The organism is Pseudomonas sp. MF09150, assembly GCF_059862355.1.
The window spans coordinates 405,619-430,677 of record NZ_JCBCUS010000006.1 but is presented as its reverse complement, the minus strand read 5'-3'; the positions used below and the strand labels follow the sequence as shown (position 1 = coordinate 430,677).

The following is a 25,059-nucleotide window of genomic DNA, read 5'->3' as shown; positions in this document are numbered from 1 at the left end:
ACGGCCTTTTTCTTGTTATGGGTATTGCGCTATTGCCTTGCGGCGGCTCAGTAGCGAGCGGTGAGCATTTTCTTGCGGGTGAAGAACTCCACGCCGTCGCGGCCATTGGCGTGCAGGTCGCCGTAGAAGGATTTCTTGTAGCCAGAGAACGGGAAGAAGGCCATCGGTGCCGGCACCCCGACATTGACCCCGAGCATCCCGGCGTCGATGTCGTCGCGGAACTGGCGCACGGCCTTGGCGCTGTCGGTGTACAGGCAGGCGCCGTTGGCGAACTCCGAGCGGTTGGTCAGGCGGATGGCTTCGGCCAGGTCCTTGACCCGGACAATCGACAGCACCGGGGCGAAGATTTCCTCCTGCCAGATTTTCATCTGCGGCGTGACGTGGTCGAACAGCGTCGGCCCGACAAAATAGCCGGGGCCGGCACAGGCCGCGTCCTGGCGGCCGTCGCGGAGCAAGGTGGCGCCTTCGCGCTCGCCGCTTTCGATATAGCCCAGGGTGCGCTGACGGTGTTCGTCACGAATCACCGGCCCGAGGAACACCCCTTTGTCCATGCCGTTGCCGATGCTCAGGCCGTCGGCTTCCTGTTTCAGGCGTGCCACCAGGGCATCGGCAATCTCCTCGACCACCACGACCACCGCACAGGCCATGCAGCGCTCACCGGCCGAACCGAAGGCCGCGGCGATAATGTTCTTCACCGTGATGTCGAGGTCGGCATCGGCCAGCACGATCGAATGGTTCTTGGCCCCGGCCAGGGCCTGGACCCGCTTGCCGTGGCTGGCGGCCTCGCGGTAGACGTACTCGGCCACCGGCTGCGAGCCGACAAAGGACACGGCCTTGACCTCGGGATGGCGCAGCATGCCGTTGACCACGTCGTGGGCACCGTGCACCAGGTTGAGCACGCCCTTGGGCAGGCCGGCCTCAGTGAACAGTTCCACCAGGCGCTGGGCCAGCAGCGGCGTACGCTCGGAGGCCTTGAGCACGAAACTGTTGCCGCAGGCGATGGCCAACGGGAACATCCAGCACGGCACCATCATCGGGAAATTAAACGGCGTGATGCCGGCGATCACCCCCAGCGGGTAACGGTACATGCCCGACTCGATACCGGTGGCGATATCCGGCAGTTGGCTGCCCATCATCAAGGTCGGCGCCCCCGCGGCGAACTCCACGCACTCGATGCCGCGCTGCACTTCGCCGTAGGCTTCTTCGTAGCTCTTGCCGTTTTCCTGGGTGATCAGCCTTGCCAGTTCTTCCTGGCGCTCGATCAACAACTGCTGATAGCGGAACAACACCCGGGAACGCCGGGGCACGGCCACCTGGCGCCAGCTGTCGAACGCCTCGGCCGCCACCGCCACCGCGTCATCCAGTTCGGCGGCGGTGGACAGCGGCACCCGCGCCAGCACTTCGCCGGTGGCCGGGTTGCGCACGGTGTCGAAGTGCTCGGTCCGCGAGGCCTGCCATTGGCCGTTGATGTAGTTTTTCAGGGTCAGGATTTCAGTTGGGGCGTTCACGCTCAGCTCCTTTTTTATAGATTCTTGTGGGGGACGATCAGGCCAGGGCCTGCTCGACGGCGGACGCTGCGCGCTGGGCCGCAGCGGCATCTGCCAGGATCATTTCAGCGGCCTTCTCGCCGATCATCAGGGTCGGCGAACAGGTATTGCCGGAGACGATTGTCGGCATGATCGACGCATCGGCAATCCGCAGGCCGGCAATGCCGTGCACCCGCAGGCGCTCATCGACCACTGCATCCCGGCCCTGGCCCATCTTGCAGGTGCCCACCGGGTGAAAAATCGTGGTGCCGATGGCGCTGGCCGCTTCGCGCAGTTGGGCCTCGCTGTGCAAGCTGGCGCCGGGCAGGTACTCCACCGGTTCAAAGCTGGCCAGGGCCGGGGCAGCGACAATGCGCCGGGTCAGGCGAATGGCATCGGCGGCGACTTGCAGGTCGGTTTCATGACTCAGGTAATTGGGCCGGATCAGCGGCGCCGAGCCCAACTGGGCATCGCGAATCGCCACGCTGCCGCGGCTTTGCGGACGCAGGTCGCAGACCGAGGCGGTAAAGGCCGGGAACTCATGCAGCGGCTCGCCAAAGCGTTCAAGAGACAGCGGCTGCACGTGGTATTCGAGGTTGGCGCTCGTCTGCTCCGGGCCAGAGCGGGCGAAGGCGCCCAACTGGCTCGGCGCCATGGCCAGCGGGCCGCTGCGGCTGACCATGTATTGCAGGCCCATGTTCATCTTGCCCCACAGGCTGGAGACCATCTGGTTCAGGGTGCGGCCATTGCCGATGCGGTAAATCAGCCGCAGTTGCAGGTGGTCCTGCAGGTTGTTGCCGACGCCGGGCAGCTCGTGGCGCACGCCGATCCCCAGCTTTTTCAGCAACGGTCGCGGGCCGATCCCCGAGCGCTGGAGCAAGGTCGGCGAACCGATGGCGCCACAGCACAGGATGATTTCCCGGCGCGCCCGAAAGCGCTGTTCCCGGCCCTGGTACTGGGCCAGCACGGCGCTGGCACGGCCGTTGTCCAGCTCGATGCGCGAGGCTTCGACGCCGGTCAGCACGGTCAGGTTCTTGCGCTGGGCCACGGGGCGCAGAAAGGCCTTGGAGGCATTCCAGCGCACACCGCGTTTCTGGTTGACCTGGAAGTAACTGCAGCCTTCGTTGTCGCCGCCATTGAAGTCGGCGATGGACTCGATGCCGGTCTGCGCCGCCGCCTCGCGAAAGGCATCCAGAATGCCCCAGGACAGGCGTTGCTCCTCGACCCGCCACTCGCCGCCGGCGCCATGTTCGGCGCTGTCGCCGGCGTAGTGGCTCTCCGAGCGTTTGAACAGTGGCAGCACGTCTTTCCAGGCCCAGCCGGCATTGCCCTGCTCGGCCCACAGGTCGTAGTCCCGGGCCTGGCCACGCATGTAGATCATGCCGTTGATCGAAGAACAGCCGCCCAGCACCTTGCCCCGGGGATAACTCAGGGAGCGGCCGTTGAGGCCCGGTTCCGGTTCGGTCTTGAAGCACCAGTCGGTGCGCGGGTTGCCGATGCAGTACAGATAACCCACGGGGATGTGGATCCAGGGATAGTTGTCTTGCCCGCCCGCTTCGAGCAGCAGCACCCGATGCTGGGGGTTTTGCGACAGTCGATTGGCCAACAGGCAACCGGCTGGACCGGCACCGACAATCACGTAGTCATAGAGCACATCAGCAGCTTGCATGGGATCCTCGCGGGACTTTTGTTGTTATCCGGGGCCCATGCTATAAGTTTGTTTTTCAAAAAAAACTATCCATTTAAGAACACCCCCTGTGCGTTTTTAAACAGTGCCCCTCGCGCCCTGCCGATGGAAATCCCACCATGTTCGACTGGAACGACCTGCGCTTTTTCCTTGAGCTGCACCGCAGCGGGCGCCTGCTGCTGGCGGCCCGCCGCCTCAAGACCACCCATGCCACCGTGGCCCGGCATATCGATGCCATCGAGAAGGCCATGGGTAGTCAACTGTTCGTGCAGCAGGCCCAGGGCTACACCCTGACCCCCGCCGGCCAGGCCCTGCTCAAGCATGCCGAAGCCATGGAAAACGTGGCCTTGCTGGCCCAGGAAGAACTGACCCAGACCGTCTCGCCCCTGGGCAAGGTGCGGATCGGGGTCACCGAAGGCTTGGGGGTGATGTTTCTGGCGGCGCGCCTGGGGCCGTTGTTCGAACGCTTCCCGGGGCTGGAGGTGGAACTGGTGGCGGTGCCGCGTTTTGTCAGCATCATCAACCACGAGGCGGACATCAGCATCCTCCTGGAAAAACCCAGCATCGATCAGTTGATCGTGCGTGAGCTGACGCCCTACACCCTCGCGCTCTACGCCAGCCCCGACTACCTGGCGCGCATGCCGCCGATCGAGCAGCGCGAGAGCCTCAATGCCCAGCAGTGGATCGGTTATGTCGACGACCTGCTGTTCACCCAGGAACTGTCGCTGCTGACTCACTTCTGCCGCCACCCGCGGGTGGTGTTCACCAGCACCAGCGTGATCGCCCAGCAGCAGGCGGCGCAAAGCGGCCTGGGCCTGGCGGTGCTGCCGCGCTACATGGGCGACCAGGACCCTTTGCTGCGCCCGGTGCTGCCGGAGCTGAGCATCGAGCGCCACTACTGGATGTGCACCCGGCGCGACCTGCACCACTCGGTGCGGCTGCGGATTGTCTGGGACTACCTGATGGAACTCTGCACCCACCATAGTCCGCTGCTGCGCGGCGCCGAACGGGTGTCCGAGCGCCCATGAAAATTGCCTGCCTGCACAGCGCCCACAGCAACATCGCCGTGTTTGAAGCCGCCGCACGCCAGCTGGGGCTGGCCGACGGCACACTGTTGCATGAGGTGCAGCCGCAGTGGCTGACCTTGGCGGAACAGGCCGGCGGCCTGACGGCCGATATCGAACACGGGGTACGCACGGCGCTGCTGCAACTGGCGCAGCAGGCCGATGCGGTGATGCTCACCTGCTCCACCCTGGGCCCGGCAGTGCTGGGGGCGGCGCAGGCATCTGCAGTGCCGCTGTTGCGGGTCGACGCGGCACTCGCCGCACAGGCCGTCGAGCATGGCGGCCGGGTGCTGGCGCTGTGCGCCGTGGAAACCACCCTGCAGCCGACCCTGGCGCTGTTCAGCGCAGCGGCCAGTGGCAGTGGAATCGAGGTCGAGGTCGAGGTGCGCCTGGTGCCTGGCGCCTGGGCGCTGTTCAAGGCCGGCGATGGCGAAGGTTATCTGGAGGCCATTGCCGACGCGGCGAGTGCCGCTTATGCCGAAGGCTTCAGCCTGGTGGTCCTGGCCCAGGCCTCCATGGCCGGTGCCAGCGAGCGTGTGAGCAACGGACCGCCGCCGCTGAGCAGCCCGGTCGCCGGGTTGGCCCGGGCCGTGGCCGAACTGTCGCGGCAGCGTTGAACCGGCTCGCGCCGTCCTAGCCAGCCGCGCCCAGATAGTAGTTCTGCAACTGTTCACGCCCAGCCAGTTCCGCCGCCGGGCCCGCTTGCGCCACCTGGCCGTTTTCCAGCACATAGGCGTATTGGGCGTGATCCAGGGCGATGTTGATGTTCTGTTCAGCCACCAGCAGGCTCAAGCCTTGCTCGCGATTGAGCCGGGCCAGGGTCTCGAAAATCTCCTCCACCACCTGGGGCGCCAGGCCCATGGATGGCTCGTCGAGCAGCAGCAGTTGCGGCTCGGACATCAGCGCGCGGCCGATGGCGACCATCTGCTGCTCGCCACCGGAGGTGTAGCCGGTGAGGCGTTTGCGCAACAGGCGCAAGCGCGGGAAGTAGCCGTAGATCCGCTCCAGCCGCTGGTTCAGCACCTTGCGTGACGGGCGCCCGGCAAAGCCGCCGATCAGCAGGTTCTGCTCCACGCTCAGGTGGCTGAAGCAGTGCCGCCCCTCCAGCACCTGGGCCAGCCCCGCCAGCACCAGGTTGGCCGGGTCGGCGCCGGTAATTTCCCGGCCCTGGTAGACAATCCGGCCCTGGGTCACCTCCCCGCGCTCAGCCCGCACCAGGCTGGAAATCGCCTTGAGGGTGGTGCTCTTGCCGGCGCCATTGGCCCCAAGCAACGCCACCATCTGCCCCTGCCCGACCTGCAGCGAGACCCCGCGCAAGGCCAGGATCGACTGCTCGTAGAAAACTTCGACCTGCTCCACGCGCAGCAATGGCGCGGCGATCTCCGGGCTCTGGCTCATCGGACCTTATTGCTCCTGGCTGCAGTTGCGCGGGGTGATGCCTTTTTCCTTGGCGTACTGCGCCGCAGAGGCTTCGATGATCGGACGCAGCAAGGCGCGGTCGGCCTGGACCCAGTCGCTGATCAGGTTCCAGCGCTGGCCATCCCATTGCTGGAAGCGCACCGCACCACCGCCTTCATGGTCGGCGCAAGACAACTGCAACGGCTGCACCAGGCCCTTGGCGCCCAGGGCCTGCAAGCGCGCATCGTCCAGGTTCAGGTGCTCGAAGCCCCAGCGCACCTGTTCCCCGGTCAACGGTTGCTTGCCGTATTTTTCCTGGGCCAGGCGCAGGGCCTCGACGTTGAGGATGCCGTTGACCACGCCCAGGTTGTAATACACGGTGCCAAAGCGCTTGGGGTCGGCCAGGTTGCCCTTGCCGGCGTCGACCACGCTTTGCTTGATGCCTTGCAGCACCGGGAAATCGGTGCCCGAGGGGTGGGTGGTGATGGCGATGAAGCCCTTGGCAGCGGCACCGGCCGGCACCACGTCTTCTTCGGAGTTGCTCCAGATATTGCCGATGATGTGATCGGCCGGGTAACCGACCTTCTGCGCCGACTTCAGCGCCACCGGGTTCATTACCCCCCAGCCCCGCAGAATCACCCAGTCCGGTTTCAGGCGCCGGATGTTGAGCCATTGCGATTGCTGCTCGTTGCCCGGATGCGGCACTTCCAGCAGGGTCAGTTCAAATCCGGCGTTGCTGGCCAGGGTCTGCAGCACGCCGTTGGTTTCCTTGCCATAGGGCGAGCCGTGGTAGAGCACGGCGATTTTCTTGCCCTTGAGCTTGTCGGCCCCGCCTTCGCGCTGGCCGATGTAATTGATGATGGCCGAGACCTCCGAATAGGGGTTGAGCTGCAACGGGAACACATAGGGGAACACGCTGCCGTCGGTGGAATCGGTGCGCCCGTGGTTGATGGTGATCAGCGGCAATTTGTCGGCGGTGGAGCGCTCCAGGGTGGCGTAGGCAATGCCCACCGACAACGGGTTGGTGGCTGCGGCCGGCGCACCGTTGAGGCCCCCTTTGAGGCGCTCGTAGCATTCGACGCCCTTCTCCACCACGTACTCGGTTTCGCACTCGCTCCAAGTCAGCTTGACCCCGTTCACCCCGCCCTTGGCGTTGATGTATTGCAGGTAGTCGATAAACCCGCCGAAGAACCCAGTGCCGCCGGCGGCGTAGGGTCCGACCCGATAGCTTTGCAGGGGGAAGTACTGTTCGTTGGCGGCCTGGGCGCCGGCGCTGAGCCCGGCGGTGAGCAAAGCCAGGCCCAGCGCCAGGCGGCGCAGCGATGTGCGGTGAGTCATGTAGGCAGTTCCTCGTGGGGACAGTAGCGGGGGGTGGTTGAATTCAAGGGCGGTTCAGTAACGCAGCGGCCAGACCCGGGCCCGCTGGCGCAAGCGCTGCCAGAGCCGGGCCAGGCCTTCGGGTTCCTTGATCAGGAATGCGATGATCAAGGCGCCAAACAGCATTTTCTGCAGGTTTTCCAGTTGCCCGGAGTCGATCAGCCCGGTCGGCAGCAAGGCGCAGAGGTTGCCCAGCAGAATCGGGAACAGCACGATAAAGGCCGCCCCCAGGAAGTTGCCGAGGATGCTGCCCAGGCCGCCGATAATGATGATGAACAACACCTGGAAGGACCGGCTGAGGTCAAAACCGTGGGGTTCCACGGTGCCAAGGTAGGCGAACGCCCACAGCGAGCCAGCCACCCCCAGGTAGAAGCCGCTGATGGCGAACGCCAGCAGCTTGGCCTTGAACAGACGGATGCCGATCACCGCCGCGGCGGTGTCCATGTCGCGCACCGCCATCCAGTTGCGCCCCAGCTCGCTGCGCACCAGGTTCTTGCCGAGCCAGAACAGCCCGGCCACCAGGCTCAGGGTCAGCAGGTAACGGCCCCGGGGCGAGCTGAAATCCAGCCCGGCAATCAGCAACGGCGGTGAGGTGATGACCCCGGAAGCGTTGTCGTTGGTAAACCAGCTGAAGCGGGTCAGTACCCACTCCACCACGAACTGTGCGGCCAGGGTCGCCACCAGCAGGTAAAAGCCTTTGATGCGCAGGCTCGGCAGGCCGAACAGCACCGCCACCAGCGCCGCGATCACCCCGCCCAGGGCGAAGCTGGCGAGCAACGGCAGGCCGGGCACCCGCAGTTGCAGGTTGTAGGCGGCAAACGCGCCCACCGCCATGAACGCCGCCGAGCCCAGGGACAGTTGCCCGGCATAGCCGGTCAGCAGGTTCAGCCCCAAGCCGGCCAGGGACAGCACCAGCAGCGGCACCAGGATCGCGCTGAACCAGTAGTCATTGCCCAGCCAGGGCACCGCGACAAACGCGAACGCCAGCAGCAGCCACAGCCCCAGGCGGTCCTGGCGCAGGCGAAAGGTACGGCGTTGGGCGGCGTAAGTGGTGCTCAGTTGACCGGCTTCTTGATACAGCATGAAGGCATTCCTTGAATAAATTCAGACCCGCTCGATGGCCCGTTCGCCAAACAACCCGGCCGGACGCACCAGCAGAAACAGCAAGGCCAGGACATAGGGCACCCAGTTTTCGATGCCGCTGCCGATGATCGGCCCGAGGTAGATCTCGGCGAGTTTTTCCGCGGCGCCAATGATCAGCCCGCCGACGATCGCCCCGCCGATCGACGAGAAGCCGCCGATGATCAGCACCGGCAACGCCTTGAGCACCACCAGCGACAGCGAGAACTGCACCCCCAGCCGCGCGCCCCAGAGCAGCCCGGCCACCAGCCCGACAAAACCCGCCACCGCCCACACCAGAGCCCAGATCCGTGGCAGGCGAATGCCCACCGCCAGGGAGGCCAGGGGGTCGTCGGCCACCGCGCGCAACGACAGGCCGACCCGGGTCCGGTTGAACAGCAGCGACAAGGCAATCACCAGCAGCGCGGCGGTGCCGGCGGCGAACAGATCGAACTGCGAGAGCAGCATGCCGCGGATCTCCAGCGGCTCATCGGCGATGCCCAGTTCCAGGCCGTGCACCTGGGCGCCCCAGAGCATCTGGGCCAAGCCTTCAATCAGGTAGGACAGGCCCAGGGTGGCCATGAACAGGATGATCGGCGGCCGGTTGACCAGGGGCCGCAGCACCGCTTTCTCGATCAGCAGCGCCAACAGCACCATGCTCGCCAGGGTCGCGACAAACGCCCAGAAGAACGGCAGGCCGCGCTCCAGCAGGCTGACAAAGGTCAGCGCGGCAAACAGCACCATGGCGCCCTGGGCAAAGTTGAACACCCCGCTGGCCTTGTAGATCAGCACAAAACCGATGGCCACCAGGGCGTACATGACCCCCGGCCAGCAGCCCGCCGATCAGCACTTCGAAGAAGAATTCCATGCTCAGCGCCCCTCGCTGCGTGGGCGGCGCGAGCCGAGGTAGGCGGCAATCACCTCCGGGTTGGCGCGCACCTGTTGCGGGCTGCCATCGCCGATCTTGCGTCCGTAGTCGAGCACCACCACGTGGTCGCACAAACCCATGACCACGCCGATGTCGTGCTCGATCAACACCACCGTGGTGCCGAATTCACGGTTGATGTCGCGGATAAACTGGCTCATTTCGCCTTTCTCCTGGGCATTCATGCCGGCCATGGGTTCGTCCAGCAGCAACAGGCGCGGCTCGGCCGCCAGGGCTCGGGCCAGTTCCACGCGCTTTTGCAGGCCATAGGGCAACTTGCCCACCAGCACATCGCGCCAGGGATGGATGCGTAGAAACTCGATCACCCGCTCGGCGTGCAGGCGCTGGGCGTCGTCCTCCCGTGGCGCCCTGCCCAGCCGCAGCATCTGTTCCAGCCAACTGCTGCGGCGCTTGAGGTTGCGCCCGGTGAGCACGTTGTCGAGCACGCTCATGCCCTTGAACAAGGCGATGTTCTGGAAGGTGCGGGCGATGCCGCGCTCGGCGGCCTGGTGCGGGCGCATGCGGCGCCGGGTTTGCCCGGCATAGTGGATGCTGCCGCTCTGGGCCTGGTAGACACCGTTGATGATGTTCAGCAGCGAACTCTTGCCGGCGCCGTTGGGGCCGATCAGGGCGCAGATCTCCCCGGCCTGCACCGCAAAGCTGATGGAAGTGATGGCCTTGACGCCCTTGAACGACAGGGAGATGTCATCCAGGCGCAGCAGTACGGATTCTGGGGTTGCGCTCATGGGGGCTCGCTACACTGATTGAGGAAGCAGTCGGGTCGGCGCATCGGCGCTGGCGTGCTGGCTGCCGGGCTCCTGCCAGTTGCCCGGGCGTACGCCCAGGGCGGCAAAGAACTCGGCGCTCTGCGGGGTCAGCGCCGGGCCTGCCAGCAACGGCACCCGCAGCCGGCTCATGCCCAGCACATCCAGCAGCGGCCGGCGGATCAGCCAATGGCCGAGCCAGCGCCTTACGCCGTTGCCGCCCGGGGCCATTGCCCAGTGGTACAGGCGATGGCTCAAGGTGCCGGGCAGCGGCAGCCGCTCCCGGGCCCAGAGTTCCAGGCGGGCATAGGATTCGCGGGTGCCCAGCACCAGGGTCGGCCCCAGCTCGCGGCGGTCGGTGTCGCGGGTGGCCAGGGCCTCGGGGAAGTTCAGGCAGAACCCGGCGTTGAGCCAGGGCGTCAGCAGGTAGCGCGCCTGGCCGCTGGCGGCGAAAACCCGGGCCGCCAGGGCCTCTTCATCCGACCCCAGGCGTTCGCGCGCCAGCAACTTGCGCGCCCCCTCCAGCAACTGCCCATGGCTCAGGCGCCGGGGCGGTTGGTCGTCAGTGTCGTGGAAGACAAAAGCCGTGCTGGTGGATTCGGCCACGTGCGCCGGGGCCGCAGCCAGCGTGCCGGCGAGCCACGTTTCATAGGCCGTCAGCGTCGGGTCGGCGCCGGCATCCAGCCCGCGTCCATCCAGGAACAGCAGCAGCCGGGTCGAACTCTGCGCCTCGCGCACCTGCTGCACCCCCGCCTCGGCTTCGGCCAGGACAAAGGCCGGTTGCAGACGGCGCAACAGCGGGCGGTGGTCGAGGTCCGGGTCGAGCAACGTCACGCTGCCCCCCAGCCATTGCGCAGCCAGAGCCAACAGCAAGGCTTCGGCCCGGGCCTGGCTGATGATCAACAGATCATCCTCGCGGGCAAACCCGCTCTGTTGCAGCGCTGCCGCCAGCCGGCCGACCTCGTCAGCCAGTTGCTGCCAACTGCGCGGATGCCAGATGCCCAGGCGCTTATAGCGCAGGGCCGTGGCCGCGCCTCGGGTGGCGGCTTGTTGCAACAGGGCCAGGGGCAAGGTCTGGGTCATGGAGGGTTCCTTGGGAAATGCTCAGGCAAACGCCATTGCAGCCTCCGTGCCAGCCACTAAACCTATATTTATCAATCAGTTATAAAACAGCCCGTGGGGCCCGACCTGTATCACCCCAGCGCAGCCTGCTTAATCTCTGTTGCTCCACCAACACCTGGAATCAATACCGGCAGGCAGCACCAGCACATAGAACACAAAGGAATTAATAAATAAATAATCGATATTTATAGTTATAAAAATAGGGGCGTACTCTCGCCTCATCCCGTCATTGATGACCACAGTGAAGTGCCCCATGAATCCGACTGCCAACCTCATCGACTTCGTCAGCTACCGCAAACGCAAACACGCTCAGCAACGGGCACGGGCCATGTGGGAAATGTACGCACGCAACGCCGGCTACCAGGCCTTGCAATGGGTCCAGGCAGCCCAGTCGACCGAGACCCGTCACGGGTGAGTGCGCAGCAACCCTCGCGCTTTCTGGCGAGCGCCGACGATCCCGTGCTGGAGCTCAATGCCCTCGACACCCAGGAGGAAGACCCGACCAGTGAACGGGTCGGGCAGAACCTGCAGCGCCTGCGCGGCAAGCGCCACCTGTCCCTGGACGCCCTGGCCCGCCAGTGCGGGGTCAGCCGGGCGATGCTGGCGCAGATCGAGTCCGGGCGCAGCGTGCCGTCGATCAAGGTGCTGTGCAAAATCGCCAAGGGCTTGAAGGTGTCGGTGGCGGCGTTTCTCGAACACCGGGCCTTTGAAGGCGTGGCGGTGTTGTCGGTGAACCAGAGCAAGCGCCTGGTCAGCGCCAGCGGTGACTTTGTCAGCCGCGCGCTGTTCCCGTTCGATGTGGCACGCCAATCGGAATTCTACGAACTGCGCCTGCGGCCACTGGGCGAGGATCAATCCGAAGGCCATGGCCCGGGGGTGCAGGAGAACCTGGTGGTGGCCCAGGGCGTGATTGAAATCAGCGTCAACGACGAGCGCTACCTGCTGTCCACCGGCGACTCGATTCTGTTTTATGCCGACCAGCCGCACCGCTACCGCAATCCGGCGGACAGCGAGGCCGTCGCCTACCTGGTGGTGACCTACCCGGAACGCCTGGACTGATTGACCCAGCCAGATCGCAGCCACGAAAAAGCCCGGCAGGGTCACCCCTGCCGGGCTTTTTCAATGGCGGGTGCTTCAGCAGGTGCAGCACATCAGCGGCATGCCGTTGCAGCTCATCATCATCGGCATGCTGCAGTCGTTCATCATTTTCATCATCAGGGCGCAGCAGTTTTTCATCATGTCCATGTTCATGCCGGCCATCGGCATGATTTTGCACAGCATGCCGTCGGCCATCATGGTGCATTCCATCACGCACTTCATCGAAGGCATGGGCATACCCATCATCGGCATTGGCATCATCATGTTCATCATCGGCATGGCCATGGCCGACTGGGACATGCACATCATGCTCATGTTGCCGCAGTGCATCATCATCGGCATGCCGCAGTTCATCATCATCTGCATCATTTCAGCGCTGTTCTTGAACATGGCCATGTCCATGCCAGCGGCCGGCATCATCTTGCACTGCATGCCGTCGTCCATCATTTCGCAGCTCATGGTCGCCATCATCATCGGCATGCCCATCATCGGCATCATCGGCATGTTGGCGTTCATCGGCATTTGCATCTGCATGGCGTTCATCATGGTGTTGCTCCCTGAAGGTTTCGATAGTTGGACGAAGCGGATGGAGGCGATTCTAAGGACTCCCCGGCAGGCGACAAGGTGGCTATCGAACAGCAATAACCGCTGCTCAAACGTCCTTAGTGTGTGCGCCGGAACAGTAGACGCTGCTACAGCAGCCTAAACATCGTCACGACAGATAAAGTGCAGGCCATCACAGTGTTTAGTCGGTTGTAGATATGCGAATAGAAACTATATAAATAACCGAAAGAAATATTCGTTCTAAACAACTGAAAGTTTTTTCAGTGGCGCCGCTTATTCCACTCAACTGCAATCCGAATACTTTTTAATCTTTTATCGCTATTAGGCGCCGCCCCTATACTGGCCACTTAGTTCAACTATTCAACTAAGGACGTTCCATGCCTCGACGCTTTTTATTGGCCGCGCTGTGCCTGGCGGTCGCCGGTTGTGTCAGCCAGCCGCCCGCCTCTGTGCACACCAAGGACCCCGCCAGTTCAACCCTGATCGGTGATGCCGGGCGCCCGGCGCAAGCGCAGTGGGTGCGCACCGAGCTGTATTTTTCGGTGGGGCCGCTGCAAGGCACGGAAGGCGTGATCAGCCCGGAGCGCTGGCGGGTGTTTCTCGACCAGGAAGTGACCCCGCGCTTTCCGGATGGCTTCAGCGTGCTCGATGCCTACGGCCAATGGCGCGACCGGGGCGCCAAGGAACCGGAGCGCCTGGGCACCAAGGTGATTGTGGTGCTGCATGAGAACAACGCCCGGCATGAAGCCGACATCGAAGCCATTCGCCTGGCCTGGAAGCGCATTACCGGCGACCTGTCGGTGTTGCGCCTGTCGCAGCCGGCGCAAGTCTCGTTCTAGGTTCGGCTACTCGGGGCTGACGCCGGGTGCGGCCGATTCAAGCGCCACCCGGCGCCCGCCCCGGCCCAACAGCCCCAGCACCAGCGCCCCTGCCAGCAACACCCCAAGCCCGAACAAGGCGCCGTAGCCGACAAAGGCCACGCTGGAATACAGCATGTACAGGCACAGTCCGCAAAACAGCAGCGGCAGCACCGGGTACAACGGTACCTTGACCGGGCGCGGCACCTGGGGAAAGCGCCGGCGCAAGATCAGCAGCGCCAGGCTGCTCAGGCTCAGGAACAGCCAATACACCGGAGTAATGTACTCGACCATGCTGTTGAAGCCGCTGTGGGTCAGGCTGCCAAACAGCACCAGCAACAACGCCACCGCTCCTTCGGCGAGCAACGCCCGACGCGGTACACCATCGTGCTCCTCCCAACTGCCCAGGCCCCGCAACTGCGGTACATCGCGCGCGGCAGCGTAGGTGGTGCGGGCGCCCACCAGCAAGGTCGAGTTGATGCTGGCGATGGCCGAAACCCCGACCACCAGCAGAATCAGGAGTGCGCCCGGGGCGCCGAACGCACGCTCCAGCAACTCCACCGCCGGCGCATTGCTCGCGGCCAGCCCGGCAAACCCCAGGCCGCGGACGAACGCCCAGTTCAGCGCCAGGTAAATCACCAGCAGTACCGTCAGGGCGCCGAGCATGGCAATAAAGATCCCGCGCCGCCCGTCCCGCACTTCGGCCGACAGCGTCGCCGCATCGCTCCAGCCACCAAAGGCCAGGAACACAAAAATAAGCGCCGCCGAAAATCCGCCCAGGCCGCTGTTTTCCGCCAGCACCGGGGCCGTAGGCAGTGGCGGCTCAATCCCCTGCCAGGCCAGCCACACCCCTGCCCCGGCAATGCTTAAAAAGCCCAGGGCGAGCAAGGCCACCAGCCAGGTCTGGGTGATAAAGCCAATGTGCTTGCCGCTGAGATTGAGCAGCACCGGGGCCACGATCAGCCCGGCGGCAAACAGCCCGCTGCCATACGGACCCAGGGGAAACACGGCGTTGAAGTAGTCGGCGAACATAAACGCCGACAGCGCGATCCAGCCGGTGTGCATCACCGAAAACCGCGACCAGGCGAAGACAAAACCCAGGCGTTCGCCGTAGGCGGTGCGCAGGAAGTGGTAGTCCCCGCCGGGATGGGGAAAGGCCGTGGCCATCTCGGCAAAACACAAGGCGCCGACCATGGACGCCAGCCCGCCGAGGATCCAGACCCAGTAGAAATGCTCCAGGCCCACATTCAGCGCCACGGTCGGCGCGGTCTTGAGGATATCGGTGGTGATGACCATGCCCAGGGTCACCAACAGCGCCTGGAACACCGGCAGATGGCGCCCGGGGCCGGCGTTGGCGTGTTCACTCATGGCAATACTCGTCAGGTAGGCGCCACCGCGAACGGTGGCGCCCTGGCTCAAAAGCCGTAGGTGGCGCGCGCGTAGTAATAGGCGCCATTGGTGCCGATTGGCGACAGCACGTCATACGGCAGGTTGCCGCCGTAGTTGATCTGCGAGTTGGAGCGGTCCGGGTAGTTGTCGGTCAGGTTGTTGCCGCCCAGGGCGATGTCGAAGGTCGGGGTGAATTTGTACTGCACCTCGGCATCCAGCTGCCACACCGCGCCGTAGGTCTGCTCCGGCTGCGAGTCGCCGAAGTCGAAGACCCGGGTGGTCTCGCCCTGGCGCGTCAGGCGCCCGAGCAGGCCCCAGTGCTGGCTGGCCCAGTTGGCCGAGAACACCAGGCGATCCTTGGGGGCGGCGTCGGTCAGGGTGTTGCGTTCCTCGACGCCCACCAGGGCGTCGGCGCCAATGCCCAGGGCGCTGAGCTGGGACGGCGTGCCCTTGGTCTTGGTGACCTTGGTGTGGTTGTAGGTGTAGGCGCTGGTCAGGCCCAATTGCCCTTCGAAGAACGGCTGGTGGTAGTTGAGCACCAGCTCGGCGCCATCGGTGCGGGTGTCGGCGGCGTTGGTGAAGAAGTTGACGTCATGCACCCCGGCCACGCCGAAGTTGTCATTGATGTACTGCTCCAGGGCGTCGCTGCCAATGCGCTGGGACAGGGTGATGCGGTCTTTGACATCGATGCGGAACACGTCCAGGGACGCGTCGAAGCGTTCGCTCAATTGCGCGGTCAGGCCCAGGCTGAAGTTTTTCGAGGTCTCCGGGTCCAGCTTCTCGGCGCCCAGGGCGCGGGCGATCGGGTCGTTGACCGACAGCACGCGGACATCGGTCAGGGTACCGCCGGTGCCGAAGTTGCTGGTGGTGTGCTGGAAGCCGGTTTGCGCCAGGGACGGCGCGCGGAAGTTGTTCGACACCGCGCCGCGCAACGCCCACTGATCGGTCAGGCGATAACGCGCGCTGAGCTTGCCGGTGAGCTTGCTGCCGGCATCGTCGTAATGCTCCCAGCGGGTGGCGGCGTCGACGAATAGGCGGTCGGTCACGTCCCCGGACAGCTCGGCATAGCTGCCGAACACATTGCGATCCAGGTCGGCCTCTTCGCTGGGGCGCAAGCCGTTGGCACCATCGGCACCGCTGCCGGTGTACGAGGCTTCGTCGCCAGCGGTGGTCAGGTAGTGCTCGTAGCGGTATTCACCGCCCAGGGCCAGCACGAATGAGCGCCCACCCAGGCGCAGTTCGCGGTTGAAGTCGAGGTTGGCGGTGGTCTGGCGCAGTTCGTAGTCGCCGGTGTCGAAACGGGTCGGCGAGTCCGGCCCCAGGGTCACGTTGAGGGTGCGCCGGGTGGCGGATTCGAAACGGTTGCGACCATGGGTCAGGCTGCTGTCGAAATCCCAGTCCTCGCCGATCAGGCCCTTGAAGCCGGCGGTGGCCGACAGGTCGAGGTTGTCCCTCAGGGACTGCGGCAGATAACCGTTGGGATAGAACTGCGGCTGCTCCGAGGGGTAGCGGTAGAACTCGGCGCCGGTGGTGTGGCGCTGGTTGTAGGTGCCGAAGGAATAGGCCTTGCCGCCGGCCAGGGGCAATTCGGAGTTGAACCAGGCGTTGACGTCACGCGCCACTCCATCGCCCATCACGTAGTTGCGCTGGCCCGGGGTATCGGCAAAACCGTCGAAGCCGGCGCGGTTGGTCGGGTTGCGATCCTTGTACTCGGTGCCGCCGCGGACAAAACCGCCGTCCTCCCCCAGGCGCGTGCCGATCTTGGCCGTGGTCAGGCTGTTCTGGCCGTCGGTGGTGGTCTTGCCGATCGCGTCCTGGTGGGTGTGATAGGCACCGTAGGTGGTGGAGACTTCGCCGCCTTCCGGGGCGTCGTCGAGGATGATGTTGATCACCCCGGCAATTGCGTCGGAGCCGTACTGCGCACCCGCGCCGTCGCGCAGCACTTCAATGCGCTTGATCGCGCTGATGGGGATCGAGTTGAAGTCCACCGGCGCGGTGCCCCGGCCGATCTTCGACGAGTCGTTGACCAGTGCCGAGGTGTGACGGCGCTTGCCGTTGACCAGCACCAGCACCTGGTCCGGGCTCATGCCCCGCAGTTGCGCGGCCCGCACATGGTCGGCGCCACCGGAGTTGGACTGGCGCGGGAAGCTGAACGAGGGCAGCAGGGTCTGCAAGGCCTGGCCCAGTTCACCGTTGCTGGCGCCGGTCGACTTCAGGTCGGCAGCGGTCAGCACGTCCACCGGCACCGGTGAATCGAGCACGGTGCGCGCGGTGCCGCGGGTGCCGGTGACCAGCACCGTGCCCAGGCGTGCATCGCCGTTTGCCTGGGTGGCTTCTTCGGCCTGGGCCGGGAACTGGGCAATCGCAGTGACGACAGCCGCCGCCAGTAAAGAACGAGATCGGTGATACATGGAACAGCTCCTTGAATCGCAGCTGATACCGGCCCTGGCCGACAAAAGTAGTCGACCATCAAGGCTGGTTTATCTCTGCTTTAGTTTTAAGTAATCCGAAAGGCAGAACGCGCTTAATCCCAGAAAGTGCGATTAATCAACGCCTGGAAAGAAGGGTTTAGTGCACACCCCAATGTCAGTAAAACGCCCCATGGCACCGATGCTAGGCGAGACGCCGCACATTGCAAAAGAACTAATAACGCTTAGGTTAGATCAGCCGAACCAACGGCTGCCCAGGCAGCAAAAGTGCTGCTGCAACAACAGGCGGCTTAACTTTCATGCAACTAAGCCGGGCACAGAAAAACCCTTGTCGATGATCAACAAGTTCCAAGACTTTAATAGTCACGAGTCAATGCTTAGTTGCAGCAGTGGCTAATCGAAGTCCTTGTTCAGCCATTCATCCTCGGCAATGTCCAGGGCCTCGCCGCTGAAGCGCTGTTCGCGAAACGGATCGGCGTGCAGATGAAAGCCATTGCGCTCCCAGAACCCCGGTTGTTCGTACTCGACAAACTCCAGGCCGCGCAGCCATTTGGCGCTTTTCCAGAAGTACCGCCCGGCCACCACCAGGCGCAACGGCCAACCATGCTGCGGGGCCAGGGGCTGGCCGTCATAGGTCAGGGCCAGCAGGCTGTCGGGGTGCAGCAGGTCGTCCAGCAGCAGATTGGTCTGGTAATCGGGGTCGGCATGGGCCATGACGAACCCGCTGCGCGGCTGGATATCCAGGGCCTGCAACAGGTCGCTCAGGTGCACCCCGCTCCACTGGGTGTCGAACTTGGACCAGCGCGTCACGCAATGGATATCGCACCGCAACTGCCGCTGGGGCAAGGCCAGCAGATCGGCGTAGCTCAGTTGCCGCGGCCGGTCGACGGCGCCGGACAGCCTCAGGGACCAGGTGTCGAGGTCGTACTCGGGCACCGCGCCCTCGTGCAGGATCGGGAAACGCTCGGTCAGCACCTGACCCGGCGGCAGTCGCCCGCCATGGGCCGGATCGGCCTTGGGCGCGCGGCTTTTGCGCACCCGGGCAGCCTTGTCATGCATGGCAAGTCCTCAGTCGGCCACGGGGATCCACGGCGCGCGCGCCACCTGGGCACTGTCGCCAAAGGCCGGCAGCTTCTGCGCCAGGTCGCGGACGTTTTTCACGTCCAGGTCCAGCAGTTGCTGACGGGTGATCAGGGTCGGCGGCACCAGCACCTTGTGCCCCGGGTTGTCGCCGGCGATCAACATGGCCAGGCTGCGCACACTGATGGCCCCGGCCACCTGCGGGTTAACCGCGGCGGTGGCGGCCCAGGCACTGCCGGGCTCTTTCATGATCTGAATATCGGCGGTGGAAATGTCGGCGCTGTAGATTTTCACCTGCTGCCCGCGACCGGCTTCATCCACCGCAATTTTCGCGCCTTTGGCGAACTCGTCGAACGGGGCGAAGATCACGCTGATGCTGGGGTTGGCCCGCAGCACGGCACTGGCCTGGTCGGCCACCGAGTTGGCGATCGGCGGGTTTAGAGTTCCGAAGCGGGCCTTCTCGACAATCCCCGGGTTCGCGGCCTTGACCTGGCGCCAGATCTCGTCGCGACGCTCCATCGGGGTAAAGCCGCTGATGTAGACATAACCGGCATCGAAGCGCGGGCCGTTATCCTTCAGCGCCTGGTCCAGGGCCAACTGCGCCAGGGCGTGGTGGTCCTGTTCGACCTGGGTCACCTGGGGGCTGCCAAGGTCGACATCGAAGGCCACGACCTTGATGCCCTTGGCAATCGCGCGGTCGATCGGGCCCTTGAGGGTTTCCGCCAGGCCCAGCTGGACAATGATGCCGTCCACCCCCAGATCAATCGCCTGATCGATCATTTCCCGCTGGCTGGCAGCCTGTTGCCGAGCATCGAATACCCGCAGGGTCGCCCCCAGGGCCTCGGTCTGTTTCTCCACTCCGCGCAGGTAGGCTTCGGTGAAATCGCCGGAGAACAGGTAACCCACCAAGGCGATTTGCACCTGGCCCTTGTCGAACGGCGCCGGGGCGCCGGGCAGCGGCTTGGCCTGGGCGTTGAGGGCCAGGGCCGAGAGCACCGCCCCGGCCAGGCAGTGGCGAACGAACAGCTTGATTGATCCGTGCATGAGATTTCCTAGGCAACCAACAAAACCGGCTCAGCGCGCCCGATGCGCGAGGCCGAAGGTGAACATCAGGGCCAGTACCAGCACCAGACCCTTGACGAAGTCCTGGGCGTAATACGGCGCGTTGAGCATGGTCAGGCCGTTGAGCAGCGTCGCCACCAGCAAGGCCCCGACCAGGGTCCCGAAGGCGTTGGGCTTGCGCGCACCGAGCACGGCAAAGCCGATCAGCGCCGCGCCCAGCGCATCCAGCACCAGGCCGTTGCCGGAGCTGACATCCCCCCGCCCCAGGCGCGCCGCCAACAGCAAGCCCCCCAGGGAAGCGAGCAACGCCGAGAGCACATACGCCAGCAACTTGAAGCGCTGCACCGGCGCACCGGCCAGGCGCGCGGCCTGCTCGTTGCCACCAATGGCGTAGAACAGCCGACCGATGCGCGTGCGCTCCAGGAACAGCCAGACCACCAGCGCCACCAGGGCGGTGATCAGCACCGGCACCGGCACCGTGTCCCATAGCCGCCCACGGCCCAGGGCCAGGAACAGCGCACTGAAGCTGCCCTCGGCCTCGTCGCCATTGGGCAGGGTCATGCCCACCGCAATCGAACGCCCGCCCGTGGGGATCAACTGCACACCGATCACCAGAAACATGCTGCCCAGGGTCGCGAGAATGTCCGGCACCCGCAGCTTGACGATCAGCCAGCCATTGAACAGGCCCACCAGCGCCCCGCCCGCCAGGCTGATCAACACCGCCGGCAGCGCGCCCCAGCCCAGCACCACCATCACGTAACTGGCGATCATCAGGCTCATGGCCGCCACCGCGCCGATCGACAGGTCGAGGCCGCCGACAGCCATGGTCAGGGTCACACCCAGGGCCAGCAGCGCGACGATCGACACCGACTGCAAGATGCTGAACAGGTTGCCGACCCGCAAGAACGCCGGCTCCGCAACGCTGAAAAACACCAGGATCAGCGCCAGCAGCCACAACAACCCATAACGGATCGCGGCCTGCAGCAGACGCTCGGTGACAGGGGGGGCGCTGAGCACCCGCGAACGTGAATCAGGCACTGGCTCTACTCCTTGATGTGGCGGCAATCGGCGCAATCGTCGATGGCGCGCCGGCACCGGCCAGCGCGGCGACCAGGGTCGCGCGGGCCAGATTGGCACGGGGGTATTGGGCGACCACGGCGTGGTCGCGGACCAGCAGAATGCGGTCGGCAATTTCCAGGGCTTCGTCGACGTCGGCACAGATCACCAGGGTCGCGCGGCCATCGGCGCTGTCGCGCAGCAACTGGCCAATCTCGCGCCGGGCTCGTACATCGACGCCCTGGAACGGCTCATCGAGAATCAGCACCCGGCCCTGCCCCAGCAACCAGCGCCCGAGCACCACTTTTTGCTGGTTACCACCGGACAACGCGCTCATCGGCAGGTCGATACCGGCGGTCTTGATCCCCAGGGCCGCAACCTGGGCCTGGACCGCCGCCGCCTCGGCGCGGTTGCGGATGAAACCGGCCCGGGTGAAGCGCTCCAGAAACGGCAGGGTCAGGGTCCGGCGCAGGGAAAAGTCGGCGATCAGCGACTGGCTGGCGCGATCTTCGGCGGCGTAATACACCCCGCTGGCAATCGCCTGGCGCGGCGAGCCCGGCTGCCAGTCGACAGCATCCAGCTGCAACGTGCCGGCCGCCGCTTCGCGCAGGCCGAACAGCAACTCGGCGATCTCGGTTTTACCGGCCCCCAGCAGCCCGCACAGCACCACCACTTCGCCCTCATGCAGGCGCAGGTCAAAGGCCTGGCTATGGGGCCAGACTTGCGCCGCACGCAGGGCCAGGACTTCCCTTCCGGCCGCACGTGGCTGGTAGACATGGGTGTCCAGGGCCTGGCCGAGCATGGCCTCTACTGCCGCCGACAACTGCCCGGCACCAAACTCACCGGCCAGTTGCCCGTCGCGCAGCACCAGCGCGCGGTCGGCCAGGCGTTGCAGATCGGACAGGCGATGGGAGATGTACAGGATCGCCACCCCCCGCCCGCGCAAGGTATCGATCAAGCCGAACAGGCGTTGGGCCTCGACATCGGACAAGGCGGCAGTGGGCTCATCCAGAATCAGCAGCCGTGGCTGCAAGGCCAGGGCCCGGGCCAGCACCACCAGCTGCCGCTCGGCCTGGCCCAGGTGTTCGATCGGGTGCTCCAGGGGCAATTCCAGGCCCAGGCCGGCGGCGATGCTGACGGCACGTTCCAGCAGGCGCCGGCGGTTGAGCCAGAAGTCCGCACCCGGCTGGCACAGTTCATCCAGCAGCAGGTTTTCCGCCACGCTCAAGCCCGGGGCAATGCCATCGTTGACCTGCTGGTGCACGGCGACAATGCCCAGCCGCCGCGCCGACAAGGGCGAGCTGAAGCACCGGGGCTGGCCGTCGAGCCACAGTTCGCCGGCATCTGCGGCCTGGCTGCCGGCGAGAATCTTGACCAGGGTCGATTTGCCGGCGCCGTTGGCGCCCAGCAAGGCCACCACTTCACCGGGGAAAATATCCAGGCTGACCCGGTCCAGTGCCCGGTTGGCGCCGAAGGTCTTGCTTAGTTCACGCACACGAATCAGCGGCTCGGGTGCCACGGCGACAGGCGCACTCATAAAAAATCCCGGAACAGGATGGCCGCTAAAAAATCCAGCGAACACAAAAGGTTGAGGCGGGGATTAAAAGCATTCCCTTATAAACATTCCAATAGTTCTATCGCATAGAAAATATTTTCTGGTTATAAGCGATGCCGCGCCTCGAGCCCTTTTGCACCGTCACCCCAGCCATGCAATGCTCATGATTTGCCTGGCTTGCCGCCGGTGCTTTTGCCATCGCCAACGGGTAGCCGCGTGGCAGACGTAATCAGTGCGGCATCAAACCGCGCGGCTATCGAGCGTGGGCTAGCGCGGCGTTGGCGTGCCGCCCGGCCCCTGGGCGGCACGCGCACTCATCAGGCCGTCGGCCGCACGCGGAACGCCAGGTATACCGGCCCGAACGGGAAGGTACTGACCTCCAGTTCATCCAGCGGGTTGAGGGTGTGGGTCCGGGTCCCGGCGTTGCTGTACAGGGTATGGCTGGGCGATACCGCGATGTTGATCTTGCCGGCACCGGCCTGGATGAAGGTGGACTTGAAGCCTTCGGTCACGTCTGCGCCAAGGGTCAGGGTGACATCGCTGTCGCTGATCACCAGGAACGATTTGCCGGAGTCGGCCATGCCCAGGGACTGGCTGGTGCTGATCGACACGTTGGGGTGGACATGGCCGCCAGCATGGTAGGTGACCATGCGCGGGTCGGCGAATACCCGGGCAAAGCGCGCGACGTAGTTGACGCTGGCGCGCATGTCATCGAACTGCTCGATCACATAGGTGCCAACGCTGCCCGAGGTCTCGGCGTCCGGGTCCAGAACCCACTTGCGTCCCACCAGCAGGCCGAGCTGGGTATTGGCCCGCACCCCGGCCCGCAGCTCTTCAAGGAACAACTGGCTGATCTGCCCGCCGCCCTTGCCCTGCACGTAGGTAAAGCGCGCAATCGAATGGCTGTCGCCGGTAGGGCTGCCCTGGGCGGTATCGACCCGATAATCGACAAAATCCGCGGAAACCGTGGTGGTGGTCGTGTTGCTGTTCGGCGCCCAGCTGAAGTCCAGGACCCGCCCGGTCTTGACCTGTTCCAGGGAGGTGGTGGTTTGGGTCGTGGTGGTGGAACCCGATTGCTTCAAATCATCGGTCATGGTGCTCATCCTTAAGGGGTAGTTGCAGGTAATTGCCCCGCCACGACTACCGCGTTAGCGCGGCCGTCGCAAGCCCGGCAACACCCGCAACGCTCACCCCAGCACCGGAATCACCCGTGACGGCTTCACCGATTTGAAGGAAAAACTCGAGTAGATCTCTTTCACCGCCGGCAGGGTTTGCAGGACTTCGCGGGCGAATTCGCCGAAGGATTCCAGGTCCTTGGCCACCACTTCCAGCAGGAAGTCATAGCGCCCGGAGACGTTGTGGCAGGCGACGATTTCCGGGATTTCCAGCAGCCGCTGTTCAAAGGCGCGGGCGGTGTCCTGGGAGTGGGACTCCATCATCACGCTGACAAACGCCGTGACTCCAAAGCCCAGGGCCTTGGGTGAGAGGATCGCCTGGTAGCCGACGATGACTGCGTTTTCTTCGAGGATTTTCACCCGCCGCCAGCACGGCGAGGTAGTGAGGGAAACACTGTCGGCCAACTCGGCGACGGTGAGTCGGGCGTTGCCTTGCAGGGCGCTGAGCAGGGCTTTGTCGGTACGGTCCAGGCCAATAGGCATGTTTTGCCTCTTTATCTTGTTTTTATTTGGTTTTGTTCCATTTCGCCGTGAATTCGCGGGCAAATTTGGAATTTATCGCAGCGAAATTGAGCATAGCATTACAACAAAACCGGGAGCATTCACCATGCACAATAAAAACAATGAACTGGGCTTTTCCACCCGTGCGATCCATCACGGCTACAACCCGCTGGACAACAACGGCGCGCTGATCCCGCCGATCTACCTGACCTCGACCTTTGCCTTTGCCACCGCCGAATACGGCGCCGGCTGCTTTGCCGGCGAAGAAAGCGGGCACTTCTACACGCGCATTTCCAACCCGACCCTGGCCCTGCTGGAAACCCGCATGGCCGCCCTGGAAAACGGCGAAGCCGGCGTGGCCTTCAGCTCCGGCATGGGCGCGATTGCCGCGACCTTCTGGACGTTGCTGCGACCGGGTGACGAGATCATCGTCAATCGCACCCTGTACGGCTGCACCTTCGCCCTGCTGCACCACGGCATCGGCGAGTTCGGGGTCAAGGTGCGGCATGTCGACATGTCCAACCTCGCCGAACTGCGGGACGCCATCGGCCCGGACACCCGCATGGTGTATTTCGAGACCCCGGCCAACCCCAACATGCAGTTGGTGGACATCCAGGCCGTGGCCGAAATCACCGCGCGCCACCGCAACCTGACCCTGGTGGTGGACAACACCTACTGCACCCCTTACCTGCAACGCCCCCTGGAACTGGGTGCGGACGTGGTGGTGCACTCCGCCACCAAGTACCTCAGCGGCCATGGCGACATCACTGCCGGCATGGTGGTCACCCGCCAGGCCCTGGCCGACCGCATTCGCCTGCAAGGGCTGAAGGACCTGACCGGCGCGGTGCTTTCGCCCCAGGACGCCTTCCTCCTGATGCGCGGCCTCAAGACCCTGTCCCTGCGCATGGAGCGCCATTGCAGCAACGCACTGCAGGTCGCGCAGTACCTGCAGAATCACCCGGCGGTCGAGTGGGTCACCTACCCCGGCCTGCCATCGTTCCCGCAATACGAATTGGCCCAGCGCCAGATGAAACTGCCGGGGGGCATGATCGCCTTTGAACTCAAGGGCGGGCTGGCCACCGGCAAGCGCTTCATGAATGCCCTAGAGCTGTTCAGCCGCGCCGTGAGCCTGGGGGATGCCGAATCCCTGGCCCAGCACCCGGCGAGCATGACCCACTCCACCTACACCCCTGAAGAGCGCGCGCACCACGGGATCTCCGAGGGGCTGGTACGCCTGTCGGTGGGTCTGGAGGACATCGCCGACCTGCTGGCCGACGTGACCCAGGCCCTGGATGCCTGCGCGTGAGGGAG

At 64.6% G+C, this 25,059-nt stretch carries 22 protein-coding genes and 1 pseudogene; 6 read left to right on the top strand and 17 right to left on the bottom strand.

What is annotated here, in order from left to right:
* Positions 1-47: 47 nt before the first annotated feature.
* Together AC19YX_RS23235 and AC19YX_RS23230 are read right to left on the bottom strand one after the other, a co-directional pair.
* Positions 48-1,508 carry a CoA-acylating methylmalonate-semialdehyde dehydrogenase gene (locus AC19YX_RS23235; RefSeq protein WP_421546589.1) on the bottom strand — a complete coding sequence of 487 codons (1,461 nt, stop codon included), beginning with the start codon at positions 1,506-1,508 and terminating at the stop codon, positions 48-50.
* 37 nt (positions 1,509-1,545) lie between these two features.
* A complete protein-coding gene (locus AC19YX_RS23230) occupies positions 1,546-3,195 on the bottom strand; it encodes a GMC family oxidoreductase (protein ID WP_500607132.1) in 1,650 nt (549 codons plus the stop codon).
* Positions 3,196-3,332: 137 nt separating this feature from the next.
* On the opposite strand from AC19YX_RS23230, the gene AC19YX_RS23225 reads away from it, so the two are divergent.
* Positions 3,333-4,241, top strand: a complete 909-nt coding sequence (locus tag AC19YX_RS23225; RefSeq protein WP_078469032.1) for a LysR family transcriptional regulator — start codon at positions 3,333-3,335, stop codon at positions 4,239-4,241.
* Entirely contained in the window at positions 4,238-4,894 is a 657-nt protein-coding gene (locus AC19YX_RS23220; protein WP_500607131.1) for an aspartate/glutamate racemase family protein, read from the top strand. Before AC19YX_RS23225 ends, AC19YX_RS23220 begins: the two co-directional genes overlap by 4 nt.
* A gap of 16 nt (positions 4,895-4,910) precedes the next feature.
* Here the strand turns inward: AC19YX_RS23220 and AC19YX_RS23215 are convergent, their stop codons facing one another.
* The 6 genes and pseudogenes from AC19YX_RS23215 to AC19YX_RS23190 all read right to left on the bottom strand — a co-directional run bounded on the left by AC19YX_RS23215 (position 4,911) and on the right by AC19YX_RS23190 (position 10,943).
* A complete protein-coding gene (locus AC19YX_RS23215) occupies positions 4,911-5,675 on the bottom strand; it encodes an ABC transporter ATP-binding protein (protein ID WP_500607130.1) in 765 nt (254 codons plus the stop codon).
* Positions 5,676-5,681: 6 nt separating this feature from the next.
* The gene (locus tag AC19YX_RS23210; RefSeq protein ID WP_078469029.1) at positions 5,682-7,013 is read right to left on the bottom strand and encodes an ABC transporter substrate-binding protein; all 1,332 of its coding nucleotides are present in this window, start codon (positions 7,011-7,013) and stop codon (positions 5,682-5,684) included.
* Positions 7,014-7,067: 54 nt separating this feature from the next.
* Entirely contained in the window at positions 7,068-8,135 is a 1,068-nt protein-coding gene (locus AC19YX_RS23205) for a branched-chain amino acid ABC transporter permease (protein WP_078469028.1), read from the bottom strand.
* 21 nt (positions 8,136-8,156) lie between these two features.
* Positions 8,157-9,039: pseudogene (locus AC19YX_RS23200) on the bottom strand (branched-chain amino acid ABC transporter permease).
* 2 nt (positions 9,040-9,041) lie between these two features.
* A complete protein-coding gene (locus AC19YX_RS23195; protein WP_201131239.1) occupies positions 9,042-9,842 on the bottom strand; it encodes an ABC transporter ATP-binding protein in 801 nt (266 codons plus the stop codon).
* A gap of 9 nt (positions 9,843-9,851) precedes the next feature.
* Entirely contained in the window at positions 9,852-10,943 is a 1,092-nt protein-coding gene (locus AC19YX_RS23190; RefSeq protein WP_500607129.1) for an AMP-binding protein, read from the bottom strand.
* Positions 10,944-11,235: 292 nt separating this feature from the next.
* Between AC19YX_RS23190 and AC19YX_RS23185 the strand changes: the two genes are divergently transcribed.
* Both AC19YX_RS23185 and AC19YX_RS23180 read left to right on the top strand, forming a co-directional pair.
* Positions 11,236-11,397 carry a hypothetical protein gene (locus tag AC19YX_RS23185; protein WP_201131241.1) on the top strand — a complete coding sequence of 54 codons (162 nt, stop codon included), beginning with the start codon at positions 11,236-11,238 and terminating at the stop codon, positions 11,395-11,397.
* On the top strand, positions 11,394-12,041 hold the full coding sequence (locus tag AC19YX_RS23180; protein WP_078469024.1) for a helix-turn-helix domain-containing protein: 648 nt from the start codon (positions 11,394-11,396) through the stop codon (positions 12,039-12,041). Before AC19YX_RS23185 ends, AC19YX_RS23180 begins: the two co-directional genes overlap by 4 nt.
* Before the next feature lie 75 nt (positions 12,042-12,116).
* Here the strand turns inward: AC19YX_RS23180 and AC19YX_RS23175 are convergent, their stop codons facing one another.
* A complete protein-coding gene (locus AC19YX_RS23175) occupies positions 12,117-12,626 on the bottom strand; it encodes a hypothetical protein (RefSeq protein WP_078469023.1) in 510 nt (169 codons plus the stop codon).
* A gap of 395 nt (positions 12,627-13,021) precedes the next feature.
* Here AC19YX_RS23175 and AC19YX_RS23170 point away from each other — a divergent pair, with 395 nt between their 5' ends.
* On the top strand, positions 13,022-13,483 hold the full coding sequence (locus AC19YX_RS23170) for a DUF3574 domain-containing protein (RefSeq protein ID WP_078469021.1): 462 nt from the start codon (positions 13,022-13,024) through the stop codon (positions 13,481-13,483).
* 6 nt (positions 13,484-13,489) lie between these two features.
* Here the strand turns inward: AC19YX_RS23170 and AC19YX_RS23165 are convergent, their stop codons facing one another.
* The 8 genes from AC19YX_RS23165 to AC19YX_RS23130 form a co-directional block, all read right to left on the bottom strand.
* Positions 13,490-14,869, bottom strand: a complete 1,380-nt coding sequence (locus AC19YX_RS23165) for an APC family permease (protein ID WP_078469148.1) — start codon at positions 14,867-14,869, stop codon at positions 13,490-13,492.
* Positions 14,870-14,916: 47 nt separating this feature from the next.
* The gene (locus AC19YX_RS23160) at positions 14,917-17,301 is read right to left on the bottom strand and encodes a TonB-dependent receptor plug domain-containing protein (protein ID WP_500607128.1); all 2,385 of its coding nucleotides are present in this window, start codon (positions 17,299-17,301) and stop codon (positions 14,917-14,919) included.
* Positions 17,302-17,712: 411 nt separating this feature from the next.
* Positions 17,713-18,378, bottom strand: a complete 666-nt coding sequence (locus AC19YX_RS23155) for a sulfite oxidase-like oxidoreductase (protein WP_078469018.1) — start codon at positions 18,376-18,378, stop codon at positions 17,713-17,715.
* Between the two features lie 9 nt (positions 18,379-18,387).
* The gene (locus AC19YX_RS23150; protein ID WP_201131246.1) at positions 18,388-19,443 is read right to left on the bottom strand and encodes a substrate-binding domain-containing protein; all 1,056 of its coding nucleotides are present in this window, start codon (positions 19,441-19,443) and stop codon (positions 18,388-18,390) included.
* Positions 19,444-19,473: 30 nt separating this feature from the next.
* On the bottom strand, positions 19,474-20,499 hold the full coding sequence (locus AC19YX_RS23145) for an ABC transporter permease subunit (protein WP_201208203.1): 1,026 nt from the start codon (positions 20,497-20,499) through the stop codon (positions 19,474-19,476).
* The gene (locus AC19YX_RS23140) at positions 20,492-22,054 is read right to left on the bottom strand and encodes a sugar ABC transporter ATP-binding protein (RefSeq protein WP_500607127.1); all 1,563 of its coding nucleotides are present in this window, start codon (positions 22,052-22,054) and stop codon (positions 20,492-20,494) included. Before AC19YX_RS23140 ends, AC19YX_RS23145 begins: the two co-directional genes overlap by 8 nt.
* Positions 22,055-22,389: 335 nt before the next feature.
* Entirely contained in the window at positions 22,390-23,166 is a 777-nt protein-coding gene (locus tag AC19YX_RS23135; RefSeq protein WP_500607126.1) for a hypothetical protein, read from the bottom strand.
* Positions 23,167-23,259: 93 nt separating this feature from the next.
* Positions 23,260-23,730, bottom strand: coding sequence for an Lrp/AsnC family transcriptional regulator (locus AC19YX_RS23130; RefSeq protein ID WP_421546576.1), 471 nt, complete (start codon positions 23,728-23,730; stop codon positions 23,260-23,262).
* A 124-nt stretch (positions 23,731-23,854) separates the two neighbouring features.
* Here AC19YX_RS23130 and AC19YX_RS23125 point away from each other — a divergent pair, with 124 nt between their 5' ends.
* On the top strand, positions 23,855-25,054 hold the full coding sequence (locus tag AC19YX_RS23125) for a methionine gamma-lyase (protein WP_500607125.1): 1,200 nt from the start codon (positions 23,855-23,857) through the stop codon (positions 25,052-25,054).
* Positions 25,055-25,059 lie beyond the last annotated feature (5 nt).

What these genes read in the sequence shown, in the direction of transcription:
- AC19YX_RS23135 (WP_500607126.1), bottom strand. Translation starts at nt 23,166, where the DNA reads ATGACCGATGATTTGAAGCAATCGGGTTCCACCACCACGACCCAAACC.
- AC19YX_RS23230 (WP_500607132.1), bottom strand. Translation starts at nt 3,195, where the DNA reads ATGCAAGCTGCTGATGTGCTCTATGACTACGTGATTGTCGGTGCCGGT.
- AC19YX_RS23155 (WP_078469018.1), bottom strand. Translation starts at nt 18,378, where the DNA reads ATGCATGACAAGGCTGCCCGGGTGCGCAAAAGCCGCGCGCCCAAGGCC.
- AC19YX_RS23130 (WP_421546576.1), bottom strand. Translation starts at nt 23,730, where the DNA reads ATGCCTATTGGCCTGGACCGTACCGACAAAGCCCTGCTCAGCGCCCTG.
- AC19YX_RS23225 (WP_078469032.1), top strand. Translation starts at nt 3,333, where the DNA reads ATGTTCGACTGGAACGACCTGCGCTTTTTCCTTGAGCTGCACCGCAGC.
- AC19YX_RS23210 (WP_078469029.1), bottom strand. Translation starts at nt 7,013, where the DNA reads ATGACTCACCGCACATCGCTGCGCCGCCTGGCGCTGGGCCTGGCTTTG.
- AC19YX_RS23185 (WP_201131241.1), top strand. Translation starts at nt 11,236, where the DNA reads ATGAATCCGACTGCCAACCTCATCGACTTCGTCAGCTACCGCAAACGC.
- AC19YX_RS23125 (WP_500607125.1), top strand. Translation starts at nt 23,855, where the DNA reads ATGCACAATAAAAACAATGAACTGGGCTTTTCCACCCGTGCGATCCAT.
- AC19YX_RS23220 (WP_500607131.1), top strand. Translation starts at nt 4,238, where the DNA reads ATGAAAATTGCCTGCCTGCACAGCGCCCACAGCAACATCGCCGTGTTT.
- AC19YX_RS23160 (WP_500607128.1), bottom strand. Translation starts at nt 17,301, where the DNA reads ATGTATCACCGATCTCGTTCTTTACTGGCGGCGGCTGTCGTCACTGCG.
- AC19YX_RS23215 (WP_500607130.1), bottom strand. Translation starts at nt 5,675, where the DNA reads ATGAGCCAGAGCCCGGAGATCGCCGCGCCATTGCTGCGCGTGGAGCAG.
- AC19YX_RS23195 (WP_201131239.1), bottom strand. Translation starts at nt 9,842, where the DNA reads ATGAGCGCAACCCCAGAATCCGTACTGCTGCGCCTGGATGACATCTCC.
- AC19YX_RS23170 (WP_078469021.1), top strand. Translation starts at nt 13,022, where the DNA reads ATGCCTCGACGCTTTTTATTGGCCGCGCTGTGCCTGGCGGTCGCCGGT.
- AC19YX_RS23205 (WP_078469028.1), bottom strand. Translation starts at nt 8,135, where the DNA reads ATGCTGTATCAAGAAGCCGGTCAACTGAGCACCACTTACGCCGCCCAA.
- AC19YX_RS23150 (WP_201131246.1), bottom strand. Translation starts at nt 19,443, where the DNA reads ATGCACGGATCAATCAAGCTGTTCGTTCGCCACTGCCTGGCCGGGGCG.
- AC19YX_RS23190 (WP_500607129.1), bottom strand. Translation starts at nt 10,943, where the DNA reads ATGACCCAGACCTTGCCCCTGGCCCTGTTGCAACAAGCCGCCACCCGA.
- AC19YX_RS23165 (WP_078469148.1), bottom strand. Translation starts at nt 14,869, where the DNA reads ATGAGTGAACACGCCAACGCCGGCCCCGGGCGCCATCTGCCGGTGTTC.
- AC19YX_RS23175 (WP_078469023.1), bottom strand. Translation starts at nt 12,626, where the DNA reads ATGATGAACGCCATGCAGATGCAAATGCCGATGAACGCCAACATGCCG.
- AC19YX_RS23140 (WP_500607127.1), bottom strand. Translation starts at nt 22,054, where the DNA reads ATGAGTGCGCCTGTCGCCGTGGCACCCGAGCCGCTGATTCGTGTGCGT.